The organism is Bifidobacterium tsurumiense (assembly GCF_000741765.1).
Classification (GTDB): domain Bacteria; phylum Actinomycetota; class Actinomycetes; order Actinomycetales; family Bifidobacteriaceae; genus Bifidobacterium; species Bifidobacterium tsurumiense.
On the sequence record NZ_JGZU01000002.1, the window covers coordinates 65,514 to 88,842 of the forward strand.

Below are 23,329 nucleotides of genomic sequence, written 5' to 3' on the forward strand. Positions count from 1 at the left end.
TCAATGATGAATCCGATCTTGAGCATAAATTGGAGGACTACCATGAAAATTTCCAATCCGGTGCTTCGAGGATTTGAAGCTGATCCGTCTATGATTCGGGTAGGAGATACCTATTACATCGCGAATTCAACTTTCGAATGGTGGCCGGGTGTTCGTCTGCATGAATCAAAAGACTTGGTGAATTGGAATCTATTGCCCAGTCCAATCAGCCGAACGTCTCAACTCAATATGCGTGGAAATCCGTCAAGTGGCGGTGTATGGGCCCCGGACCTTTCCTACGCTGATGGCAAGTTTTGGCTTGTGTATTCAGATGTCAAAGTGGTAAATGGTGCGTTCAAAGATTGCACTAATTACATCATCACTGCTGAGGATATTCGAGGCCCTTGGAGTGACCCGATACGCATCAATGGAGTGGGCTTTGACCCGAGTCTCTTCCATGATCAAGACGGTCGGAAATACCTTGTTCAACAAACATGGGATTTCCGAGAATATCGTCATCCTTTTAACGGCATTACCCTCACGGAGTTCGATGTTTCGACGATGAGATTGAAGCCGGAAACCGCACGGACCATATGGGAAGGTACGGATGTCAAGCTGGTTGAAGGGCCTCATCTCTATCGAATCAATGATTTTTATTATCTGTTCGCAGCGGAAGGAGGGACGGTATACACCCACCAAGAAGTGGTTGCACGTTCTGAAAGCCTTGATCCCTTCTCCTTCAAGGGCATGCCAGGTAACCCATTCTTAACAAATTTTGATACTCCACGAAATTTCCTGCAAAAGCAAGGGCATGGTTCGCTTGTCGATACGCCAAGTGGTGAGTGGTATTACGCTTCTCTCTGTGCACGGCCTTGGCATGCCAAGAATGAATCAGTAACCGACCCGCGAGGATGGTGCACTCTTGGTCGTGAAACTGCAATTCAAAAAGTTGAATGGGATGATCGGGGCTGGCCATATGTGGTGGGCGGGCATGGAGGGCAACATTATGTCGAGCCGCCTGTGGATGCGATAGCCTCTATGACTTCGGATCAGTCGGAGGTTATCGATGACTTCAATACTGCGCATCTGAACCCTGAATGGAATACCTTGCGTGTGCCTTTCGATGAGGAAATGGGTGAAATAGGAAATGGATGTCTGAATCTTCGTGGACAGGGATCGCTTTCCAATTTGTTTGATCTGTCTCTTGTTGCTCGTCGTTGGAAGGCCTTTGCCTTCGATGCGGAAGTTACGGTTCAGTTTTCACCTCGCAACTATCAACAAATGGCTGGGTTGACGAATTATTACAACGACCTGTGCTGGTCTTGGGTGTTTGTGACTTGGGATGAAACCAAACAGTGCAGTGTTATTGAAGTGGCCCAAAACGATTTCAATTCGTATACCTCATTTCTTAAGGAAAAATCAGTTGAAATACCAGAAGAGGTTGAAGCAGTAAGGCTTCGGACGAAAGTTCGCACGCAAACATATCGCTATCAATACTCGTTCGATAATGTTCACTGGCATGATTTGGGAGTTGAGCTGGATGCAAGAAAACTCTCTGATGACTATGTAAATCAGAGGTATGGCGGATTTTTCACCGGTGCCTTCGTGGGAATGGCGGCAGTTGATTTGTCAGGATACGATGCCCAGGCGCAATTCCGGCATTTCACTTACGCAGAAGTGGACTGAATTGACTACTAAGTCACAAATAATTGTGTGAGGAGCGATGATGCTTACTTTGCCAAGAATACTTGGTGACGGTTGTGTGTTGCAGGCGAATACGGTAGTGCCTATATGGGGTTGGAGTGAGCCAAGCGAGCATATTTGCGTTCAGATCGACAAGACCATTGTGAAGACGCAAGCGGATGGACAGGGGTTTTGGCAAGTTGCCCTGCCGCCAACGAAGTGTGGCGGGCCTTTCGATTGCATTATCTCGGCGGAGTCAGGTGACAGCATCCGTCAGCACTGCTATATAGGGGAAGTATTTCTGTGTTCAGGTCAGTCCAATATGGAACTGCCTATGGAAGCGCTTCGGTTCGACTACCCTAAGACATATGCATCTGCAGATGATCATTTGCTACGTCAATACAAGGTAAACACTGAAATCGACTTTCATGAACGCCATAGGGATCATGCAAGCGGCGAGTGGAAAGCTTGTAATGCGGATTCAATAGGTGAATTCTCTGCCATTGCATACTGGTTCGGCCGTTCCATACGAAAGCTATGCGGCGCGCCTGTAGGTCTTATCAATGTTTCTTTGGGTGGATCCCCCATTGAATCATGGATAGACAGTGCCTCGCTCGAGCGATTTCCCGAGGAGTTGGAAAGACTGCGTCCACACCTGGAAAAAGGAGCGCCCGATCGGCTTAGTCGGCAAAGTCTGGAAGAGATAGAACGCTGGCATAAGGAACTTGACGGCAAGCAAGGTGCTGTTGCAAACGATTGGGAGGAGATTCAACTTCCTGATACGTTCAAGGGTACTGGTCTCGAAGGTTTTGTCGGAAAGGTGGAACTGCGTAAAACCATATATCTGACATCGAGTCAGGTATGCCAAAATTCCTTATTGAGATTGGGAACCTGGTCTGATGAAGACGAGACGTACGTCAATGAACATTTCGTCGGAGCAAAAGGCAATCAGTACGAGTCCCGTGATTATGCTGTCGGACCGGGAATTTTGAAAGAAGGTGAGAACCGAATCAAGGTGATACTCACCTGTGATTACGGTAGCGGGCGGGTAACGCCAAACAAATCGATGATCCTCAAGCTGGAAGATGAGCAGATAGATCTTTCGGGTATCTGGGAATACCGAATTCTCTCACGAGCGGAAAGGCGTTGTCCTGTCGAGGATTTCATTCGTTGGAAGCCCACTGTGCTTTTCAACGGAATGCTTGCACCTTGCATTCCCTATGCGGTACATGCCGTGCTGTGGTATCAAGGTGAATCGAATACGGGTAATAATGCTCGATCGTATCAGGCAATGCTTGAGAGCATGATCAAGTTATGGCGGAAAGAATGGCAACGCGATGATTTGCCTTTCCTCATTGTGCAACTCCCAAATTTCGGAATTGATTGTATTGAGGATGGTGGATGGCCTCTTGTCCGCGAAGCTCAGTATTCGGTGAGTGCCGAACTTGAAAACGTTGCCACGGTGGTGACGCTAGATGCAGGAGAATGGAACGATTTGCATCCGCGAAACAAGAGAATCATTGCAGATCGATTATTTGATGCGGCGCAGGCGCTACTCTTTGGCAAACACAAGACGCATCCCGTCCTCGGAGCTTGGAAAATCAACAATACAACCGGGGAATTGAGCGTGCGGTTCCTGCAAGAGGAGTATGGCAAGAATCACTGTGAAACAACAGAACTCAGCCCGCTGGCCACTCTTGATGGTGACTGCCCAGGTGAGTTCACATGGTTTTGGCGGGACGGCGGCACGGTAGAACAAGCCGAAACTTGGATTATTGATAATGAGATCCACGCAAAGCTGCCTCAGAGAACGCCAACATCGTTGAGGTATGCGTGGTCAAATAATCCGTCCATAGGCTTGTTATGCGATGACCGCGGCGTACCAGTATCGCCATTTCGGATTGAAATTACATCCAGTAGCTCCAATCCCGTGGAATAAACCACACTGAAATTGATTCAAGGAGTAAAACGATGACGTTTGAATATCATGTGAACCCTCGCGGCAATGACTTTTGCATAGGCACTGCGGAAGAACCTTTCCGAACGATTTCACAGGCCGCACGTGTCGCTCGACCAGGTGACACTGTCATTGTTCATGAAGGAGTTTATAGGGAACAAGTAGATCCATTATTTGGCGGTATCAGCGAGTTTGAACGCATTACATATTGTGGGGCGTCTGGAGAGAGCCGTCCAATTATCAAGGGGTCGGAAAGAATACGTTCATGGAAGCAGGTCGAGGGTCATCCTTCTGTGTGGTCAGTGACACTTGATAATAGCTTCTTCGGAGAATTCAACCCTTTCGACAGCGTCATCGCGGGTGATTGGTTGGAAAAGCCCAAGAAGGGTATCGATCCAGACAAGCACCTTGGAGATGTATATCTCAATGGGCGTTCATTTTATGAAGTCGAGTCACTAGAGCAGACATATGAACCACAGGAACGGTTTGAGATTGAGGATTTTGCGATCAAGCTGAAGCATTCCATAGATGATCCGCTTCAGACTTTGTATGTGTGGTATGCCGAAGTGGATCATGTTGAAAATGTCACACGGATTTGGGCGAACTTCCAAGGTGCGGATCCCAACGAAGAGCTTGTGGAAATCAGTGTTCGCAGATCTTGTTTTTTTCCATCGAGGAATCATATTGATTTCATAACCGTACGAGGTTTTGAAATGGCGCAAGCCACGGGAGACTGGGCGCCTCCGACTTCTCCGCAATACGGAATGGTGGGACCCAATTGGGCCTATGGATGGATCATTGAAGATAATGTGCTTCATGATGTGAAGTTCTCAGCGGTCTCATTGGGCAAGGAATCAGCTAGTGGCAACAATGAATGGATGAGAACTGAGCGCAAAAGCGGATATCAGTACCAGCTGGAAGCAGTGTTCAAAGCACGCCGTTTAGGATGGAAAAAAGATGTCGTCGGATCTCATATTGTTCGGAACAACGACATTTACCATTGCGGTCAGAATGCGATAGTCGGACATATGGGATGCGCGTTCAGCAAGATTGAACACAATCACATACATCACATCGCTAGCAAGCAAGAGTTCTTTGGCTGGGAGGTTGCAGGCATAAAATTCCATGCGGCAATCGATACGGTCATCCAAAACAACTACATTCATGATTGCTCTTTGGGCATGTGGATGGATTGGCAGACGCAGGGAACTCGAATTACCCGAAATATCATGCGTAATAATGTGCGCGATGCCATGATAGAAGTGAGTCATGGACCGTATTTGGTAGATAACAATATCTTTGCCTCCGATTGCATGTTCCAGAACTGGTCACAGGGCGGCGCTTTCGTCAACAACATAATATGTGGCGGCATTGAGGTAAATACTGTGCCCGATCGTTCCACCCCATATCATTTTGCCCATTCAACAGAGGTGGCAGGTTGTGCTGTGGTATCGGGAGGGGACGAACGTTGGTTAAATAATGTGTTTGCGCCCCAAAGAAGCAAGCCTTATATCGGCGAGTTCGGATTGTCGACGTATGCAGATTGTCCGACTCGTTTTGAGGAATACTTGGACAATCTCCACGCTATGTGGGCTGACCCTAGTCAAGGGGGAGGTGAGCGGAACCCACTGCAGCCGGTATATGCAGGTGGCAATGTCTTCATGGGACAAGCCGAAGCAGGGAGCGAAAGCGAATTAGGAGAATACAAGAGTCGGACATCGCATGACATGCCGTACTTCGGCGGCGGAACCGTTGAGAATGTTGTCGTAAGTGACAGCATGGCTATTGCTGTTGTCGACACGGACGACGGGGTATTTCTCGATATTGATGTGCCTCACTCATTGAAACAGATAACAGTGCCATGCGTAACCTCCGAAATGCTTGGGATGCCGCGCATTGTTGAGGAGCGGTATGAGTCCTATGACGGTAAGCCCTATGTGCTGAATGTCGACTTGCTGGGAAACTCCATAGAGGGAGGGAGTCCGCGTTCACCAGGAGCTTTGGAGCTGTCTGCAGAAAATGAACAACGAATCAAGGTATGGGAGTGGAACTGATGAAACAAGAAGCTGCTTGGTCGATGCTGAAGTGGTGCGGATATTCGGACGAGGACATCAACAGCCGAGTGAAGCAGGTCTGGTACGAGATTTTCGAAGGACCAAATGCTGTTTATCACGAAAACGAGGATGGACTCGGCTATATTGTTGATACCGGCAACGACGATGTGCGTACCGAAGGCATGAGCTATGCAATGATGCTTGCGGTGCAATATGACCGAAAGGATATCTTCGACAAGATTTGGGGCTGGGTGATGCGGTTCATGTATATGAACGAAGGTCATCACCGTCATTACTTTGCATGGTCGGTTGCCCCCAACGGTATCCCCAATGCTCAAGGCCCCGCCCCAGATGGCGAAGAGTTTTTCGCAACATCGCTATTCTTGGCTTCCAGGCGGTGGGGCGACGGCGACGGAATATACCAATATTCAGCGATGGCCCGCGAAATTCTGCGGTATTGCGTGCATAAAGGTGAAAGTGAACGGGGCAGTGATTTCGCTGGTGAACCGATGTGGAATCCGGACAACAAACTAATCAAGTTCATTCCGGAAACGGAATGGAGCGATCCTTCGTATCACGTGCCGCACTTCTATGATCTCTTCGCGGAGGAAGCAGACCCTGCCGATAGAGCATTTTGGAAGGAGGCCGCTGAAGCCAGTCGAAAGTATTTGCTGGCAGCATGCAATACTGACACAGGAATGAGTCCTGAATATGCCAATTACGATGGCACTCCGCATATCAGTGATCGAGGTCATTGGTATTTCTTCTCGGATGCTTACCGAACCGCTGCGAATATTGGTCTGGATTCGCTGTGGGTTGGGAAGGACATCGGATTGGGCAATAGGGTCTCTGCGTTGCAGCGCTTTTTCCTCACTCATGATCGCACGAGTGTGTATGAGGTTGACGGTACTCCTGTCGAGGAAACTGTATTGCATCCGGTGGGATTCATAGCCGCTACGGCGCAGGGGTCATTGGCCGCCATTCATTCTGATGCGGGTGATGCTGTTGACAATGCTCGAAAATGGGTTGATCTGCTGTGGAACACGCCTATGAGGATTGGTGCTCGACGCTACTACGATAACTTCCTCTATGCGTTTGCGATGCTTGCTTTAAGTGGCAATTACCGGCAACGTTGGTGATTGCATATAACTGGCGCGGTTACCCTGAAATTACACTTTCGTAGAGGGCATCGTTTGGATATGCTTGGCTGCGGTTTATATCTGGATCGTCAGTTGAGCCCAGACACGATCGCGGAATTCCGAAAAGCACGATCTGTGGGGAATATTAGTGCGCATTGAGCTTAAGGAAACCATTGCAGACGGGTCCGGTTCGTTGCTATCCGAACTGGACCCGTCTGCAATGTCGATGCCGTTGGTGTCGGCTTTGCTAAGTCGGCACCAACGGCGGTGGCTTTAGCCGCGATACTTTACATACTGCTCATACACCTGCTCGGTGGGGTCGCCCGTAAGCACGCTGTCAACCTTGACTTCCCATGCAGGTGGCTCCGCCTCGCCAGACAGGACCCATGCAGCTTGACGTGCAGCGCCGATGGCTACATATTCATCCGAGGCAGGCAAGGCGACGTCCATCCCCAAAACCGATGGCGCCAATGCCTGCACCGCCTTAGATTTCGCTCCGCCGCCGATAAGCAGAATGCGCTTGACGTTGACGCCCAGAGACTTCACGAGCTCGAGGCAATCGCGCTGGGAGCACAGCAGACCCTCCACAAAGGCTCGGGCGATGTTTTCCTTAGTGGTATTGCGCAGTGTCATGCCGCTCAGAGTTGCCGTGGCATCGGGGCGGTTGGGGGTGCGCTCGCCGTCAAAATACGGAACAAGGGTGATGCCGCCTGCTCCTGGATCGGCAGCAGCGGCCAAATCGGACAACTCGTCATAATCGACGCCCAAAGCCGCGCGTCCTGCATCGGCGATGCGAGAACCGTTGATCGTGCAGGCCAAAGGCAGCCAGTGTCCGGTGCAGTCGGCAAATCCCGTAACGGCAGCGGTCATATCATATGCCGGCACAGGGGAGATGGCCGCTGCCACACCGGAGGTACCTAGGGAAATCGAGACATCGCCCACTTCCATGCTCAATCCGAGCGAAGCCATGGCGTTATCGCCTCCACCGGGGGCAATGATGCATCCGCCGGACACATCTCGTCCTGCGATGGATGGGTCGGCCACGGTCACGCTCTGTGTCGGTTCCAATACTTGAGGCAACACCACATCACGCCGGCCGAGTGCCATTTCCAACAAGTCCCAACGATATTGGTTGCTTGCAGAATCAAAGTATCCAGTGCCCGATGCGTCAGAGCGGTCGGTGAACAGCGCCTGCAGATCTGCGTCTTGACCATCTTCGACAGGGCCGTGGCCTGCTATGCGCCAGCTCAGCCAATCGTGAGGAAGACATATTGCGGCAATACGAGATGCATTTTCTGGCTCATGTTTCGCTACCCAAGCGACTTTGGTGATGGTAATCGAAGCGACAAGGGAAGAGCCGACCGCCTTCACCCAGCGCTGATGGCCTCGAAGGACGGGATCTTCACTCAACCCTTCCTTGGCTTCTTCATCGATCAATGAATCTTCGCCCAGCTCAGCAATCAGGCGTTCGGCATCCGGAGCGGAGCGTGTATCGTTCCACAGCAGCGCATCGCGGACAACATTGCCTTGTTTGTCAAGCAGGACCATGCCATGTTGCTGCCCGCCAACGGCCAGAGCGCTGACGTCATCGAGCCCACCTGCCTGCTGAGCGGCTTCTTGGAATGCCTCCCACCAGCTCTCTGGATTCACGCTGGTTCCGTCCGGGTGTTTTGCCTGACCAAATCGCACCAATTCTCCGGTTTGTGCATCGGTTATGCGCACCTTGGTGGATTGTGTGGACGTATCAACGCCCGCAACCAATACTCGGCCCATCATTGCCTCCTTGCTTTGGATGAACGCATACGGTTGCTGTTTCGCACCAAACAAACAGTGCCAAAACAGCGATTTTCTCTGTCATTCCAGTATAGTTAGATGAATGAACTATAATCAGTGTACCATTGTAGACAGCGTGTTCACATAGGAATCGCTACAGCGATAACTATATGATGTTTCTTGACTCGAACGGTTGGGCTGAGATCCAGTATGTACCACATGTGCCTCACATGGTGACCGTGCGACAGCAGAAAGGGTGTGCAGGGTTGCATATGTATGCAAATCGAGAAGCATCACACATGGTGGACTGGTGCAGACCGTGATAGAAGGAGCGATATGGCCGCGTTGAGGAGTATCAATCAGGATGATTTGCGGAACCATAACTTGTCGGTGGTGCTCGACACCATGTTGCGTTCGACTGCTCCTATGAGTCGGGCAGAGCTCGCCAAGGCAACTGGTCTTACGAAGGCGACTATGTCTCTTCTTGTTCCCATGTTGGTTTCCAGTGATGTGGTTCGCGAGGGGAAACCTGCGCCCATGTCCGCATATGGCAGGCCGAGCACTCCGCTCGTCATCGGGGGAGGGCGAATCTGTGGTCTGGGATTGCAAATCAACACGGATGGATACGGTGTAACGGCTTTGGACCTCGATGGCCGAACGGTGGTTGAGCGCTGGGTCGCGCAGCCCATGGGAAACACGGATCCTGAAGATATATTTACTGAGCTCGATGTGCTCGCCCGTGAATGCGAAGCCTTTGCCAGCGAGCAGGGATATCATATCGTGGGCGCCGGTTTGGCGCTTCCCGGCCTGGTCACCGCAGACAAGAGGCTGCTCACGGCAAGGAATCTTGGTTGGGAACAGCTTGAGCTCGATGAATTCCCTGTAGTCTCGCGCTTGGAAGTTCGTGCGGATAACGAAGCGAATATGGCGGCGCTGGCACAGGTTCCGGGATATGCAACGCAGCGCAAGAGTGATGAAGGCCTGAATCCGGTCGATTCCTTTATCTATGTATCCACTGATATCGGCATCGGTGGTGCTGTGGTTCGCGATGGCAAAGTTGATAGTGGAATGCATGGTTTCGCCGGCGAGGTTGGGCATATTTCCGTTGCATTGGATGGGAAACCATGCAGATGTGGTCGCAAAGGTTGCTTGGAAATGTATGCGGGCAGAAAGGCGCTCATAGAAGCCGCTGGCGTGGATTCCGGAGATCAGGCTCTGCGCATCGAAGCGGTTGATGAATTGATTCGCCGCTGGAAGGCCAGGGAGCAACGGACTGTGCAAGCGGTTGACATTGCGGTCGATTCCATGGTGTCTGCTATGGCATCAGCAATCAATATTTTGGATGTTGATACCGTGATATTGGGCGGTCTGTGGCAACGCTTCGGAACAGGAGTCGCCAACATGATTGAGCAGCGACTTCAACCGCAGATTTTGGGTTCTTCGGCGATAGCCGTGCGCGTCCGTATGTCGAATATCGGAACCCGTGCGGCTTTGAACGGCGCCGCTCAGGTCGGTCTTCGTTGCTTTCTTGATGATCCCCTGGAGTTTATCAATAGCTAGAATGGCAAAGCAGTGGCAATATGTCGCCACAGTTATTCGCCTGAGGCTATGTCAAAGCCATATTCTGGACTAGCTCAGCATTGCGGATAAGCCCTGAGATTGCAGGATGGCGGTTATATCGATGGCCCTTTCAATCGGGACTTTTCGCCCATCGGTAACCCACTGTCGATAAATTGCGGCGCCCATGCTGCGTACATATGCAATAACCAAAGATTGTTCGCTTGCTGGCAGATTAGCGAGCGCAGGGGAGTCCTTCCAATGGTCATCGGGAACAATGTCGGCCAAACGCTTCTGTTCGAGACCATATGACGGTGCGCAGGTGATGTGCGAGTACACCGGCTTGGATTCCAAAAACTCAAAGAACACCTTGGAGACCTTGGGGATATCCCGTGGGAAGCGAAATTCCTTGGTGAGTTCGATATATGCCGAAGCCATTTCGGATCGAAACTCAGCCTGCAGTTCATCGAGAGAAGTGTAATAGCGATAGAAAGTTTTCTTATTGATGCGGGCATGTTCGCATAATTCGGTGACTGAGATGCTCTGGTAATCCATTTCGCAGATCATCGTTTCAAGTGTGCTGTGGATGGCATCGAGCGTTTTGATTACGCGCAAATCAGTATGATCGGTCATCTTCTGTCAATATCTCCCGCGCGCGCTGCATTGATTGCATATGCCGAAGTCATGCCTGTCCAAGTCGTCGATTCAGGCTGTATTCGCCGTAATCTGCAAACTCAACAAGCCCTTATCGACTATCGCTTCGAAGATCACAGTGGACAACTGACCTATAGATAAGAACCCATCGATAAAAACTTGGCTCAGACATCAACTTGTATACCCACTCTAATCAAAACCGTGGCATAAACCTCTCGCAACGCCAAATCATCCTTTGCGGCGTCATCTTCACTGTGCTGGTATGGCAACACAACTGCATACGTAATCGATATCAACTGCCGACTTACGAGCAATGGATACGACTGCACAAAAGAAAGCTTGACACACGCATAAAGACCATGGAAAGGGGATTCGTAACGAGCGGATTCACGAATCAACCCACAGGCCGAACCGATATTTAATGGGAGACAATACACATGCCATCACGCATAAAACGCAGAAATGCAACTGACTCAAGGGAGCTGTTTGAGCGAGCTCAACTTCCTCGGGCGATCGCCGCCTTGGCGGCACCTATGGTAGTTAGCCAGATGGTGGTGCTTGCCTACAATATGGCCGACACATGGTTTATAGGGCAGACGGGGAATCCGGACCAGGTCGCAGCCTTGACGGTTACCTATCCGGTGTTTATGCTGCTGAACGCCGTTCCGAATCTTTTTGCAGTTGGCGGCGGAAGCTTGGTATCTCGCCAGCTCGGCGAGGGGAATAATGCACGAGCAGGTCGTACTGCCACCGCCACGGTGTGGATGGCTGCGGTAAGCGCACTTGTGTTCAGTGTGGTTATGGCTTTGATGGGGCGATCGTTGCTGGGCATGCTTGGAGTTCAGGGGAGAGTTGCCGAATTTGCGTGGCACTATTTGATCTTTGCGTGCATGATTGGTGCGCCATTCACCATTTTAAACCTTGTCGTTGCCGCAATTGTAAGGGCTGAAGGGAAATCCGCAGTTGCAAGCATAGGCATGGTATTAGGCGTGCTCTTCAATGTGATTCTTGCCCCACTGCTGATTTTCGTGGCTGATCTGCAGGTTGCCGGCGCCGCCTTGGCAACGGCACTCTCGAATGCAACGGGACTGGCATTTCTCATTGTTTATGTCATTCGTCATCGTGAAGACAGCATGGTGAAATTGAGTCTGCGTCCGCGAGCAATTCCGGGGAGTGACGCGCGTTCCATAATCGCTATCGGCATCCTTGGTCATATTCCTCGCATCGGTATCCAATAGCGCGATGGTATGGTTCCTATCGGATCAGCCCACAGAAGTACTTTCCGGCATGGGCGTTATGCAGCGCTTGGAAATGATTCCATTCCAGCTCATCATGGGCATATCCGATGGCGTCATTCCGTTGGTTGCCTACACATTTGCTTCAGGTGATCGCCGACGCATGCGGGCTGCGATCCGTATGACACTGGGAATAGGACTGACCATATCCTTGGCGGGATTGGTCTTGTATGAGATTTTCGCCAGCGATTTGGTGCGCCTATTCATCAACGATCCCAGTGTTGTGGAATATGGAGCGAGTTTCCTGAGGCTGCGAGCTTTGGCAATGCCTTCGGTGGTGGTGGAATTCATGCTCATAGCGGTATTCCAAGCCACTGGGTCCGCTCGACAAGCCATAGTGCTGTCTCTCTTGCGCAAGGGCACTGTGGATATAGTGCTCATGGCTTTGGCCAATTTCATGTGGCCGCTTATGGCTTGATGCTAGTACAGCCCCTCATGGAAACCGTGGGTGCGATAACAGCCATAATTCTTTTCAGGACGTCGAGCAGATTGCAGGTGGAAGCACATGCTGCGGCTTTGCTTTCTGCTATCAGACAACAGGCCTGAATCGAGCGGTTTAGCGGTCGCACAATGTCAATGAGTTGGGAAATCTGTCGAAGCAGCTCGTAATGAGCAATTCAAACTTCACAACAAAGAATCGCAACCAAAATCAACCGAAAGGAAAACCCATGAATCATCAAACAACTGTCACCCTCAACGATGGCAATGTCATACCTCAAATGGGCATAGGCGTGTATCAGATTCGTGGTGACGAACTTATTCAGCAGGTGTGTGAATAGGCGCTCGCTATGGGATATCGCCATATTGACACCGCCCACGCCTATCAAAATGAGCGCGGTGTCGGTCGCGCAGTGGCAGCGTCTGGTCTCGATCGCAAGGATGTGTGGGTAACCAGCAAGCTGTGGCCTTCGGACTATGGCGAGGGCACAACTGCCAAGGCCATCGATGCCATGTTGGGCCGCTTGGGGATGGATTATATTGATCTGCTCCTTCTACACCAGCAATTTGGTGACTATCTGGGTGCTTGGAAGGATATGGAGCGTGCCGTTGCCAAAGGTAAGGTTCGTTCTATTGGACTGTCCAATTTTGAATCCGAGCGTCTGGAAGAGGTTGTTGAAGCTTCGACGATCAAGCCGAGCGTACTTCAGGTTGAATGTCATCCATACTTCCAGCAAGGTGAATTGAAGAAAAGACTGGCTTCCTATGGCGTTGCGTTGGAAGCGTGGTATCCGCTAGGGCATGGCAATGCGGGGCTGATGTCGGAATCCGTGGTCACTCGATTGGCTGAAGAGTACGGCAAGGCGCCGGCTCAGATTATTTTGCGTTGGCATATCCAAGAGAGCACCATTGTATTTCCTCGCGCCACGAGTGCTGAACATGTGAGGCAGAACTTCGATATCTTCGATTTTGCACTTGACGGTGAAGATGTGGAAGCTATGCGCGGGCTTGACAATGGTCACCGCTTCTACACCTTGAGCCTGGCTGAGCAGGAACAGCACTTGTCCGGATTCAAGCCTGCTGACTAAACGCGCTAACCGTATTGTTTTGGCCATCATGCTCATGCATGGTGGCCATTTTGCGTTGCGGTGACGGACGGTAGTTATGGTAGGGGTGATTTTTGAATAACTCGTAATTGGCAATCGGGCTATTTGAGACCGGCATCGTATGTGGTTTCGGAATTGCCTTCGAGCGATGAATGCTGAGCCATGAACCACTCGTAAGTTTGATACAGTGTCACTTGGCGCTCCCGCCCGAATCGTGCAGGTCAAGGAGTGCCTGAATTCCAAGACAATACTGTGCACGGTCATGAGGGACAGGAGATCCCAATGGACAATCATGCCCAAAATCACAATCAGTCGCCGCAACTCAATGAGAAAAGCGCATCCATTCATGGCGACAAGGTGTCAATTTCATCAGATCAATTCGAATCATCCACTTCTGCGAGCGGTATTCCCTCATGGCCACGTTGGACGACTGCCGATATTGCGGTAGGAGCTGCTTTGGGTGTTGCTTGCGGTGTCATATTCTGGGGATTCAACTTCGCCTATTCCGCCATTTCACCCATACTCGGTGAAGTGCTGCCGGGACTAGCAAGTATCCTCCATGCGGTCTGGTATTTCTCGGGTCCTTTGGCGTTGCTCATTATTCGCAAGCCCGGAGCTGCAATCTACGTGAATTTGGTGGGAACCATGGCAGAGATGCTGCTGGGCAATAATTTCTCATTCGGATTCGTCATCGTATCCGCAATGCTCCAAGGGTTGTTCTCTGAGTTGCCATTTGCCATCGCAAGGTATCGTAAATTCACACATTCTCTTGCGGTGCTTGCCGGACTCCTTACAGCTTTGGAATACGGCATTTACCTCATGCTGTTCCGCTATCAGGCGGTATCCTTCTTCAGCCCGCGAGGCATTGTGCACATGATCAGTGAGGTGGTCGGCGGTGTGCTGATCGCTGGATTGCTGAGCTGGGCTTTGTATGTGGCGATTGCCAAAACCGGTGCTTTGGATCGATTCGCTTCAGGCCGCGCAATTCGCGGAACCGTCGAATAGGCGTAATCCTCGTTGTGGCCGGTGCTCGTTAGCAAGTAGTTCACCACGTTTGCTTATGAAGGCAAGTGGTATTGCGGGCTGTGAGGTGACGGCATTGCGTTAACAGCACAACTATTGGTGTCAGGCGGTGCTTCGTTGTTTTTGGAATTCCGACGAAGCGCCGCTTCTTTATGTTTGAACGGTGTTATTCGGATGGGAACCAAGGAGTGTTGCGTGATTGCGCTTTGCAAAACCGCACAAGATGAAAATGCATCATCTTCGGTAGTTGAAAAACCTTGGTAATTCAATGATCTGGATATCGGAATTTAGTTCTGATTTCATCTTGTGCGGTTTTGCTGTCATGATTTTGCGATTCGCGGCACCACCATTGTCAATCTGGTCGAGCGGTTTGCTATACTTGCCAAGTTGGTCGAAGGCACGTCTTCGGCGCGACGTGGGGCCTTAGCTCAGTCGGTTAGAGCAAACGACTCATAATCGTTCGGTCCAGGGTTCAAGCCCCTGAGGCCCCACACTTTGATCTTTCAAAAGTTATCAGCCACCTCAAATCCGCAATATTCCGCGGTTTTGGAACTATTCGGCATTACCTAATCGTTTGAGTTCGTCGAAAATCAGAGTCAACAGATTGCACATTCGGTAGTCGGCGTGTTTCTCTACGGGAAAAAGTCGATAATCATGCGTATAATCCAACAGGTTCCGGTTCACGCCCACCACAGGGGTGTGGCGACCCGGGTCCCCCGAATTCCATAGGAGACAAACCATGAAGCAGGGAATCCATCCTGATTATCATGCCGTGCAGGTCACTTGCTCGTGCGGCAACACTTTCATCACTCGTTCCACCGCTGCAGGCGATCACATGACTGCAGATGTGTGCGCGCAGTGCCACCCCTTCTACACCGGTAAGCAGAAGATTCTCGATACCGGCGGCCGCGTGGCTCGCTTCGAGAAGCGCTACGGCAAGAAGAACTAGCTTTTATGACGCCAGTCCGATGCGTTTCCGTGTTTACGGATGCGCCGGACTGGCGTTTTTGTATGCTTGAAGAAGTGCCCACAAGCAGAGGCAATGTTGAGGCACCGATGGCTTCATAATAGTGGCAGATCCACAAGAGAAAACATTTCGAACCGAATAAGGTAGGCAGATGGCAGACGAGCAATTCCCAGCAGCACAGACCGCTCTGGAGGAATATCGCGACATCGAACAGCAAATGGGTTCGCCCGAGGTGGCGTCGGATCCGGATAAGATCCGTAAGCTCGGTCGCCGTCATGCCGAATTGGGCGTTATCGTTTCGGCATATTTGAAATATCGTCAGGTGTGCGAAGACTTGGAAGCGGCTCAGGAGATGGCTGCAGAAGATGAAGACTTCGCTGAAGAGGCGAAGCGCCTTGAATCTGAGTTGCCGGCAGTTCAGGAGAAGTTGCGTACGGCGCTTATTCCACGAGATCCTGATGACGCTCGTGACACGATTATGGAAATCAAGGCCGGCACTGGTGGCGAAGAGGCTGCTTTGTTCGCCGGCGATCTGTTGCGTATGTATACGCGATATGCGGAAAAGCGCGGATGGACCACGACCATTCAGAGCGAGAACAGCACCGAATTGGGTGGTGTCAAGGATGTGCAGGTGGCGATACGAGCCAAAGGCACACCTTCTCCCGAGGATGGCGTGTGGGCAAGCCTGAAATATGAGGGTGGTGTGCATCGTGTGCAGCGCATCCCCGTAACCGAATCGCAAGGGCGTATTCAGACTTCAGCCGCCGGTGTCATCGTATTCCCTGAAGCCGATGAGGATGACGACGAAATCGAAATCGACCCAAAGGATCTGAAAATCGATATCTTCATGAGCTCCGGCCCTGGTGGACAGTCCGTGAATACCACGTATTCCGCTGTTCGTATGACCCATATCCCGACCGGCATCGTGGTGAGCATGCAGGACGAAAAGTCGCAGATTCAAAATCGTGCCGCCGCATTGCGTGTGCTGAAGTCCAGATTGCTTGCCATGAAGCATGAGCAGGAAGCCGCCGAAGCCGCCGATATGCGCCATTCGCAGGTGCGCTCCTTGGATCGTTCCGAACGTATACGCACTTACAACTTCCCCGAAAACCGCATCGTTGATCACCGCACGAATTACAAGGCATACAACCTTGATCAGGTGCTGGATGGCGATCTGCAGGCGGTTATCGATTCAGATGTGCAGGCTGATGAAGCCGCGCGTTTGGCATCGGCTCAGCAGGAGCAGTAGTTTTTTCGAGTTCACATGTGCCGTGGGTGAGGTATGACTGACGTTACCGTCCATGAGGTGTTGCGCAAAGCGGCTTCGACTTTGCGAGAGGTAGGCGTACCCACCCCGGAACATGATGTGGCGCTATTGCTTGCAGAAGCAAGTGGCGCAACCTTGGGTGATATTCGCAAAGCAGAATTGCTGGGGGAGAGTCTCACCTATGTGGTGTCCACAGCTGAGTCACATACCGCGAAAGCGGATTTGCAATCAAGCGGTATGCTTGCGCTTGCAGCATCTGAAATAGAAGACGTATCAGTACAAAAAGAACGGCTCTTACGCCTGTCCGTGCAAGCACTCGACAAGTTTTCGTCGATGATTACTCGTCGGGCGACTCGTGAGCCACTGCAATACATCGTCGGTCATGCTCCTTTTCGCTATCTGGATTTGCAAGTGGGGCCTGGCGTCTTCATTCCACGCCAAGAGACCGAAACAGTCGTGCAAGCAGGACTTGATTGGCTGGAAAGTCAGCAAATCGTGCATCCCCGTGTGGTTGACCTGTGTGCGGGGAGTGGGGCAATCGGACTTGCGGTGCTGACCGAAGTGCCAGGCAGCGAGGTATGGGCTGTTGAATATTCTCAACAAGCCTTGCTATGGACTGAACGAAATCACAAAAAGGTGGAAATAGATTATCCGCAGTGCATAGGTGCGTATCACCTTGTATACGGTGATGCAACGGATCCTGAGACTCTGCAAGAGCTTGATGGCACTGTGGATCTAGTGATTTCCAACCCACCTTATGTGCCTGAATCCGAAGTGCCTGAACAGTTGGAAGTAAGGGATTTCGATCCCGATATGGCACTATATGGCGGATCTGCTGATGGGTTGGTCATTCCACAGCGCATTATCGTGAGAGCGGCATCATTATTGCGCGATGGTGGCTTGTTGGTAATGGAACACGATATTTCCCAAGGTTCTGCACTGGTTGCACATGCGATTGAATATGGATTTGAGGAAGCGCGAACAGAGTTGGATTGGACGGGCCGCCCGAGATTTCTTGTGGCTCAGCGATCACGTTGATATGTGTCAATGGGTTGCATAAGGGCGCATAAATATACTAAGGCATAGACAATATCCATATTGCGGACTCAGTTTTGAGATATTTGGGTTTTAAAATATTTGACAAATATCTTGTAGATGTCAAGACAAATTGCGTTGAATTGCAGACCTCGAAAGTCTAATCAATGTGTCTCTGCACAATGTACAACGTGAAACACATAGAAATAGCAAGTGCATGAACAGAAGCAACTGATGTGGGCGATTTGTTGCATAGCACATGCAATACAAGGCTTTAATCGAGCTTGCTTTCAGGCAATTATAAGGTTCTTTCCAGGAACAAAAACCATGTGAAATATATCGCTCAAATTATAAAACGTGTGGCAGAGGCTGTTGGACAGAAGCATTTGGAATGTCGAATTAGCTGTGCCATATCATCATTTGATAATGAAGAAACGCTGAAATTTCGGTAAATTCTACCTGTCTCATGTGTGCGCATATGCCATACAACATATACTCCGACAAACCCAGAATTCAGCCTTTTATGAAACTTCAACGCCTCGCCGGACTCAGATAAGATTGTGCCTAGTGCTTCTGTGAAGGAGATGTGGCCTGATGAGGATCACGAAAACAGATTATGGGGCAAAAGATTGAAGTTGAAATCTTTGGATACATGATCAGTGCCGTGTGAGGTTTATGTCCTGCCGGCCAAAAGAAAACGAATACTGCTACAACTAATGCCGTGAGAGGTGGGTTCATTGCGAAACAAACATCGCAAAACGACGAATACAGAGGCAGATACCGGGCATGTCGGTGAACGTCACGCAATCGTCGATATTGAGCGTAGTGGCCCGACCGACCGTTCATTCTTGAAGAGTATCTAGATGAGCAGCAATAGATTATTGAGCGGTGGAGGAGCGGGTATTGTCGCATTTGTTCATAGCATTTGCGCTCATTCTCCCTCTGACCTTATCTTCCAACGTAAGTCTTCACACAGCTCAAGCCGCAGACACCACATATGACTACACTGGTTACACAGTTACCGGACAGACGGCGGATACAAGATTGCTGAACCGGATAACGGTTATTACACGATTCAGGTAGTGCGGCAGGCAAAAAGCAATTGGTACTTTACCTTCTTGATGTTAAGAAGCGACGTCTTGAATGGCGTCACTCCAGCAGTGGTTCGTGTTCGTGCTTTTTACGACGATAACGGAACTGCCAGGTCACAAACCAGGTTCAACCTCACATTTAACGGCACCGATTACGCAGACACTCGAACTGTTCAATTCAGTCGCGATCGTTCTATTAGCACGAGTGTTTCAATAAATGTTGTTAACGCAACATCCGGAGCGTGGGCGCGTTATATAGTCAGTGCTCCGAGCGGTGTCAGTGCTCTTTACGCTAGTGTCTATGATGGGACGAATCCGACCTCGGCTGATACTTCTGATGATCCCGCCGGGAATACCTCAGTGCGGCATCAGCTCTTGATACTAATTGCGCAACCGACGAATTGCTACGATATTGATACGGGCGAACGAATCGCACCTGAATATGTTCAATATGGTATAGCCGATGACACATATACAACTGTTCCGATAGATATTCCCGGATACACGTTAGTAGAGTCCGCGATGTCTTCGAATCAAAATGGTACACTTCCCAGTACGAATTCAGTGCGCAATGGAAACATATTCTACATTAAGACCAGGGTTGATCAGGGTATTTTTTGGCTGAAATTCGTAAAGAATAGTGAAGGCTATGTCGATGTTTCCGGCTGGCTCATGCGTCGAGGTGGAACTAATCCGGACATACCGGAGGCACAACAGTCATTGCCAGACAACAATCCATCATCAAGCTATGATTTTGAAAGCAATCCAGATGGGCTTCCTGTTTCAGAAGGACCTGTAACAGAGACTGATGCGCCGAACTATTATGTCAGATTGCGTTTTGCCAACCTTGATAGTAAGGGCGAACCTATTGACAAACCGGTTATGAATATGCCGACGACGTTCAAGAATTGGGCGTACGGTAAATTGTACTCCCGCCCTCCGGTCGTTCCTGAAGATGAAGCAGAAGCGGCGACTTCAATCGGTTTGGCACAGACCCTGACCATGCGTAGGCCAACTGATCCGAGCGTGATCTATTACTACAGAAAAAACAAAAGTTCGCTGTGAATAAGACCACCACGGATGGTCCAGTGTCGCTAAATGCGGACACTGCGACTGTGCAGCGCACATACACCATCCAGGTCACCAATGTTGGCGAAGTCTCAGGAACTTCTCAACCTGTGTATGACATATCTAATGTTCCGACAGGCTTTGCAATATCCGGCTTCACAGTTGATGGAGTGGAAACAGATCAGATGACTGACAGTCCCGGCCAATACCTAGTCAGTTCTGGCGTGACCTTGGACGCTGGTCAATCTCAGAACTTCACAATTGTAGTCACGTACACCTTCGACAAGACGCAGGAGACGGCAGAAGGCATTCAGAATCTTGGGTCTTGTCAGACTGGAGAAAATCCTGATTCGACAAAGGGTTTCTACAATGCCGTCTCCATGGATGGCGATGAATATGGTTCAGCAAATAACAATGCCTGCACCATTGCCACAGGCGAAGCCTCTTGGGAAAAGGTTGATTCATTTGGAAATATCCTGAGCGGTGCGACCTTCCGAATTGGTGGAAATCAAGTTGATCTTGGTTCCGGTATCGCCAATTCCTCTAAGGCAGATATTGCGGATTGTGTGACTGAAGGGGCTAGCAGCACTGCTGCATATCAGGATCAAGATCCACGATCTGGCTACTTCCATATAGTCGGTCTGCCTTTGGTAACCAAGGCATGGGAGGATGGTGCGACCGAAGGGCCTGTCTTGTATCTGACAGAACGCAAGGCTCCTACGAATTACGACCAAAATGAAGATACCAGTGCTCGTTTGTACTTCACTTTTGATACTTCGACAATGAGTTATCGATTGAAGGCACTTACAGCAAATGATCGTGACACGGTTGACACAAACGGCAATGTTGTGAACTACCCGATTACAGGCAATGTCTCCTGGCGCAAGGTGAATAAGACGAATCAGTTGCTGAGCGGCGCCAAGTGGCGGATAACAGGCGGGATTTTGCCGGGGCCACTGGATGTGGTGGACTGCGTTGCAGATCAATCCTCGGATTGTGCTGCACAAGCTGCGGATCCCGATAGCGTTGCGGGTTCGCTGTATTACGACACGGATCAAACTGCTGGTGTGATTTCCATGAATCTACCTCTAGGCAAATACACCCTGAAAGAGACGCAGGCCCCTGATGGATACCTACTCGGTGACACTTCATATGAGTTCGAAGTTACCGCTCAAGGTACCTATATCAACTCAGGTAACAGGATTGTCAATATTCAAATACCAACACCAGGTATTCCATTCACTGGTGGCATGGGTTCAGATTACTTCTTCATCGCGGGAGGCGCGTTTGCTGCCTTTACGCTCATCACCGAAATAGTGAGGAGGAGACAGCGACGGCTAACTCAACAACAAGCGTAACTATCGACTGATCGTGCGGCCGCGTGGTCAGTAAATAACTAAAAGAAAAAGGAAACAAGTAAAGGTAAGGGGAAGTCCTCGATGAAACAATTCACCCAAACCGGAGTGCGGATTACCGCTGCACTCGGTGTCGCAGTGACAGCAATAGCAAGCTGTATTGCCTTGGCTCCAGCCGCAACGGCAGCAGATCTCGCGGTAGGAAATATTGATGGAAGTCAGACTGGATCAATGATCATTCATAAGCACGAGTCAGGCTCTCAGACTGCCGACGGCACGCCAGGCGGCAAGACCGCGACAGGCGGCACCGGCGTGGCTGGCGTTCTGTTCACTGCTTACAAGTCCAACGATATTGACCTGACCACTAATGCTGGCTGGGATGCGGTAAATAGCATTACCGTCAGTGCAGATGCGTGCGGCATGGATTGGGCAACTCCAGCTATCTCCGGCTACACCTTTGCAAATGGCGTGGCAGCCTCTTCTGTCACCGATGCCAATGGTGAATCCACTATCGCCAATTTGAGCGTTGGCGCATATTTGGTGTGCGAAACACAGGCTCCAAGCACTGTGAAGAAGAAGGCAGCGCCGTTCCTGGTAACCATTCCATATCCGAATAACAATGACAATGCAGGCAGCACTGCTGATGGCAGCTGGCTCTACAATGTCAACGTCTATCCGAAGAACACCGTGATCGAATACCCAACCAAGGGCATCGAAGTTACCAAGAACGGCTTGAACACTGCATCGCAGATCAACTTCCCGGTCACCGTTGAAGTGCCAAGCATTGCGAGCGCCGACCAGTTCAGCTACTTCATCGTTTCCGATCCTCTGGAAAGCCAGCTGACCGATGGTGAGGTGGCAAGCGTCAAGACCGGCGATGAGACCGTTCCTGCTGAATATTATGAAGTAACCAAGGCTTCAAGCAGCAATAACAATACTGTGAGCGTTGGCTTCACCACCGCTGGTTTGACCTACTTGAAGGACAAGGCAGGACAGACCGTAACCGTTACCTTCACGGCAACTGCGGCGAGCCTGTCTTCTACGGGTTATATTCCCAACACCGCTTACTTCTATGTTGGCACCTTCACTGGCGACAATCCTCCGACCACGCCTCCAACCCCTCCGGAGGAAACCAACAAGGTTGTGTCTGCATGGGGCGATGCCCGAATCAGCAAGGTCGATGCAGATAATAACAATGCACTGGCTGGCGCTGAATTCCGGGTGTATAACACCACTTCGGATGGCGACTTCAAGGACAGCTGCGATGCCGCTGACATTACTGGCGATCCGATTTCGGTGAACGGTTCAGACACCTTCACTTCGGATTCCAACGGCATTGTGTCCATCGCAGGTCTGTTCGTGGATTCCAAGGTGCTTGACTCCGATGCAACCGCAGTGGCCACGGATCACACTTCTCGCTGCTATGTGCTCGTGGAAACCAAGGCGCCAGCCGGCTACGTGCTTCCTGCCGGTAACGCAGTTTGTACCGCGCTGAAGATCAATGCTGGTCAGGATCCCGTGATTCCGCGGTTCCCATGGTGGGCTGTCTGGATTACGGCAGGCTTTGTTATTTCCGGAGTGTACGTATGGCGAACCGGGTATCAGACAGTGCCTGTGGCGAAGGGGAAAACCGAGGAAACCGCAGATGATGAATCCGACTCTGGAGTAACCGCGGCTGAGAAGGCGTGAATCCATTGCAGTCAGTCTGTGTTTGCCGATCCGTCGCAATCAATCTGCCATTACCAAACATCAGCTATTACAATGCCTCAGCGGCGATATGACAATTTGAGCAATACGTCATGGCATACACTAGAAGCAACGCCAATATCGTAATGTCGGCTTCGCGGCAACGGATAGGGCAATCTTCAAGTATGGAGCGCACGCACAC

At 50.6% G+C, this 23,329-nt stretch carries 17 protein-coding genes and 1 tRNA gene; 16 read left to right on the forward strand and 2 right to left on the reverse strand.

Annotation, left to right across the window (positions count from 1 at the left end):
* Positions 1 to 42: 42 nt before the first annotated feature.
* The 4 genes from BITS_RS00500 to BITS_RS00515 are packed head-to-tail and all read left to right on the forward strand — an operon-like array spanning position 43 to position 6,812.
* Positions 43 to 1,665: a glycoside hydrolase family 43 protein gene (locus BITS_RS00500; RefSeq protein ID WP_026641792.1), complete on the forward strand. Its 1,623-nt coding sequence runs from the start codon at positions 43 to 45 to the stop codon at positions 1,663 to 1,665.
* Positions 1,666 to 1,702: 37 nt separating this feature from the next.
* Entirely contained in the window at positions 1,703 to 3,601 is a 1,899-nt protein-coding gene (locus tag BITS_RS00505; protein WP_026641793.1) for a sialate O-acetylesterase, read from the forward strand.
* A 32-nt stretch (positions 3,602 to 3,633) separates the two neighbouring features.
* A complete protein-coding gene (locus tag BITS_RS00510; protein WP_026641794.1) occupies positions 3,634 to 5,673 on the forward strand; it encodes a right-handed parallel beta-helix repeat-containing protein in 2,040 nt (679 codons plus the stop codon).
* Positions 5,673 to 6,812, forward strand: coding sequence for a family 8 glycosyl hydrolase (locus BITS_RS00515; protein WP_026641795.1), 1,140 nt, complete (start codon positions 5,673 to 5,675; stop codon positions 6,810 to 6,812). The genes BITS_RS00510 and BITS_RS00515 overlap by 1 nt, the downstream gene beginning before the upstream one ends.
* Positions 6,813 to 7,085: 273 nt before the next feature.
* Here the strand turns inward: BITS_RS00515 and BITS_RS00520 are convergent, their stop codons facing one another.
* Entirely contained in the window at positions 7,086 to 8,585 is a 1,500-nt protein-coding gene (locus BITS_RS00520; RefSeq protein ID WP_026641796.1) for a xylulokinase, read from the reverse strand.
* A gap of 336 nt (positions 8,586 to 8,921) precedes the next feature.
* On the opposite strand from BITS_RS00520, the gene BITS_RS00525 reads away from it, so the two are divergent.
* Entirely contained in the window at positions 8,922 to 10,145 is a 1,224-nt protein-coding gene (locus tag BITS_RS00525) for an ROK family protein (protein ID WP_026641797.1), read from the forward strand.
* Positions 10,146 to 10,214: 69 nt separating this feature from the next.
* Here the strand turns inward: BITS_RS00525 and BITS_RS00530 are convergent, their stop codons facing one another.
* Complete coding sequence (locus tag BITS_RS00530; protein WP_026641798.1) at positions 10,215 to 10,775, reverse strand: TetR/AcrR family transcriptional regulator; 561 nt, start codon at positions 10,773 to 10,775, stop codon at positions 10,215 to 10,217.
* Between the two features lie 554 nt (positions 10,776 to 11,329).
* On the opposite strand from BITS_RS00530, the gene BITS_RS00535 reads away from it, so the two are divergent.
* The 11 genes from BITS_RS00535 to BITS_RS00595 all read left to right on the forward strand — a co-directional run bounded on the left by BITS_RS00535 (position 11,330) and on the right by BITS_RS00595 (position 23,130).
* On the forward strand, positions 11,330 to 12,034 hold the full coding sequence (locus BITS_RS00535) for an MATE family efflux transporter (RefSeq protein WP_160249598.1): 705 nt from the start codon (positions 11,330 to 11,332) through the stop codon (positions 12,032 to 12,034).
* A gap of 4 nt (positions 12,035 to 12,038) precedes the next feature.
* Entirely contained in the window at positions 12,039 to 12,509 is a 471-nt protein-coding gene (locus BITS_RS00540) for an MATE family efflux transporter (RefSeq protein ID WP_026641800.1), read from the forward strand.
* 370 nt (positions 12,510 to 12,879) lie between these two features.
* On the forward strand, positions 12,880 to 13,617 hold the full coding sequence (locus BITS_RS00545; protein WP_202961115.1) for an aldo/keto reductase: 738 nt from the start codon (positions 12,880 to 12,882) through the stop codon (positions 13,615 to 13,617).
* Positions 13,618 to 13,917: 300 nt separating this feature from the next.
* On the forward strand, positions 13,918 to 14,640 hold the full coding sequence (locus tag BITS_RS00550; RefSeq protein WP_081693494.1) for an ECF transporter S component: 723 nt from the start codon (positions 13,918 to 13,920) through the stop codon (positions 14,638 to 14,640).
* A gap of 435 nt (positions 14,641 to 15,075) precedes the next feature.
* Positions 15,076 to 15,149: transfer RNA gene (locus tag BITS_RS00560), tRNA-Ile, on the forward strand.
* Between the two features lie 248 nt (positions 15,150 to 15,397).
* On the forward strand, positions 15,398 to 15,607 hold the full coding sequence (gene rpmE, locus BITS_RS00570) for a 50S ribosomal protein L31 (protein ID WP_026641803.1): 210 nt from the start codon (positions 15,398 to 15,400) through the stop codon (positions 15,605 to 15,607).
* A 169-nt stretch (positions 15,608 to 15,776) separates the two neighbouring features.
* Positions 15,777 to 16,874 (forward strand): peptide chain release factor 1, encoded by a 1,098-nt coding sequence (gene prfA, locus BITS_RS00575; RefSeq protein WP_026641804.1) that lies wholly within the window; start codon positions 15,777 to 15,779, stop codon positions 16,872 to 16,874.
* A 33-nt stretch (positions 16,875 to 16,907) separates the two neighbouring features.
* On the forward strand, positions 16,908 to 17,930 hold the full coding sequence (prmC, locus tag BITS_RS00580; RefSeq protein ID WP_026641805.1) for a peptide chain release factor N(5)-glutamine methyltransferase: 1,023 nt from the start codon (positions 16,908 to 16,910) through the stop codon (positions 17,928 to 17,930).
* 1,079 nt (positions 17,931 to 19,009) lie between these two features.
* On the forward strand, positions 19,010 to 20,083 hold the full coding sequence (locus tag BITS_RS00585; RefSeq protein ID WP_152571176.1) for a MucBP domain-containing protein: 1,074 nt from the start codon (positions 19,010 to 19,012) through the stop codon (positions 20,081 to 20,083).
* Positions 20,080 to 21,444, forward strand: coding sequence for a SpaA isopeptide-forming pilin-related protein (locus BITS_RS00590; protein ID WP_026641807.1), 1,365 nt, complete (start codon positions 20,080 to 20,082; stop codon positions 21,442 to 21,444). The genes BITS_RS00585 and BITS_RS00590 overlap by 4 nt, the downstream gene beginning before the upstream one ends.
* A gap of 81 nt (positions 21,445 to 21,525) precedes the next feature.
* Positions 21,526 to 23,130: a SpaH/EbpB family LPXTG-anchored major pilin gene (locus BITS_RS00595; RefSeq protein ID WP_051264319.1), complete on the forward strand. Its 1,605-nt coding sequence runs from the start codon at positions 21,526 to 21,528 to the stop codon at positions 23,128 to 23,130.
* Positions 23,131 to 23,329 lie beyond the last annotated feature (199 nt).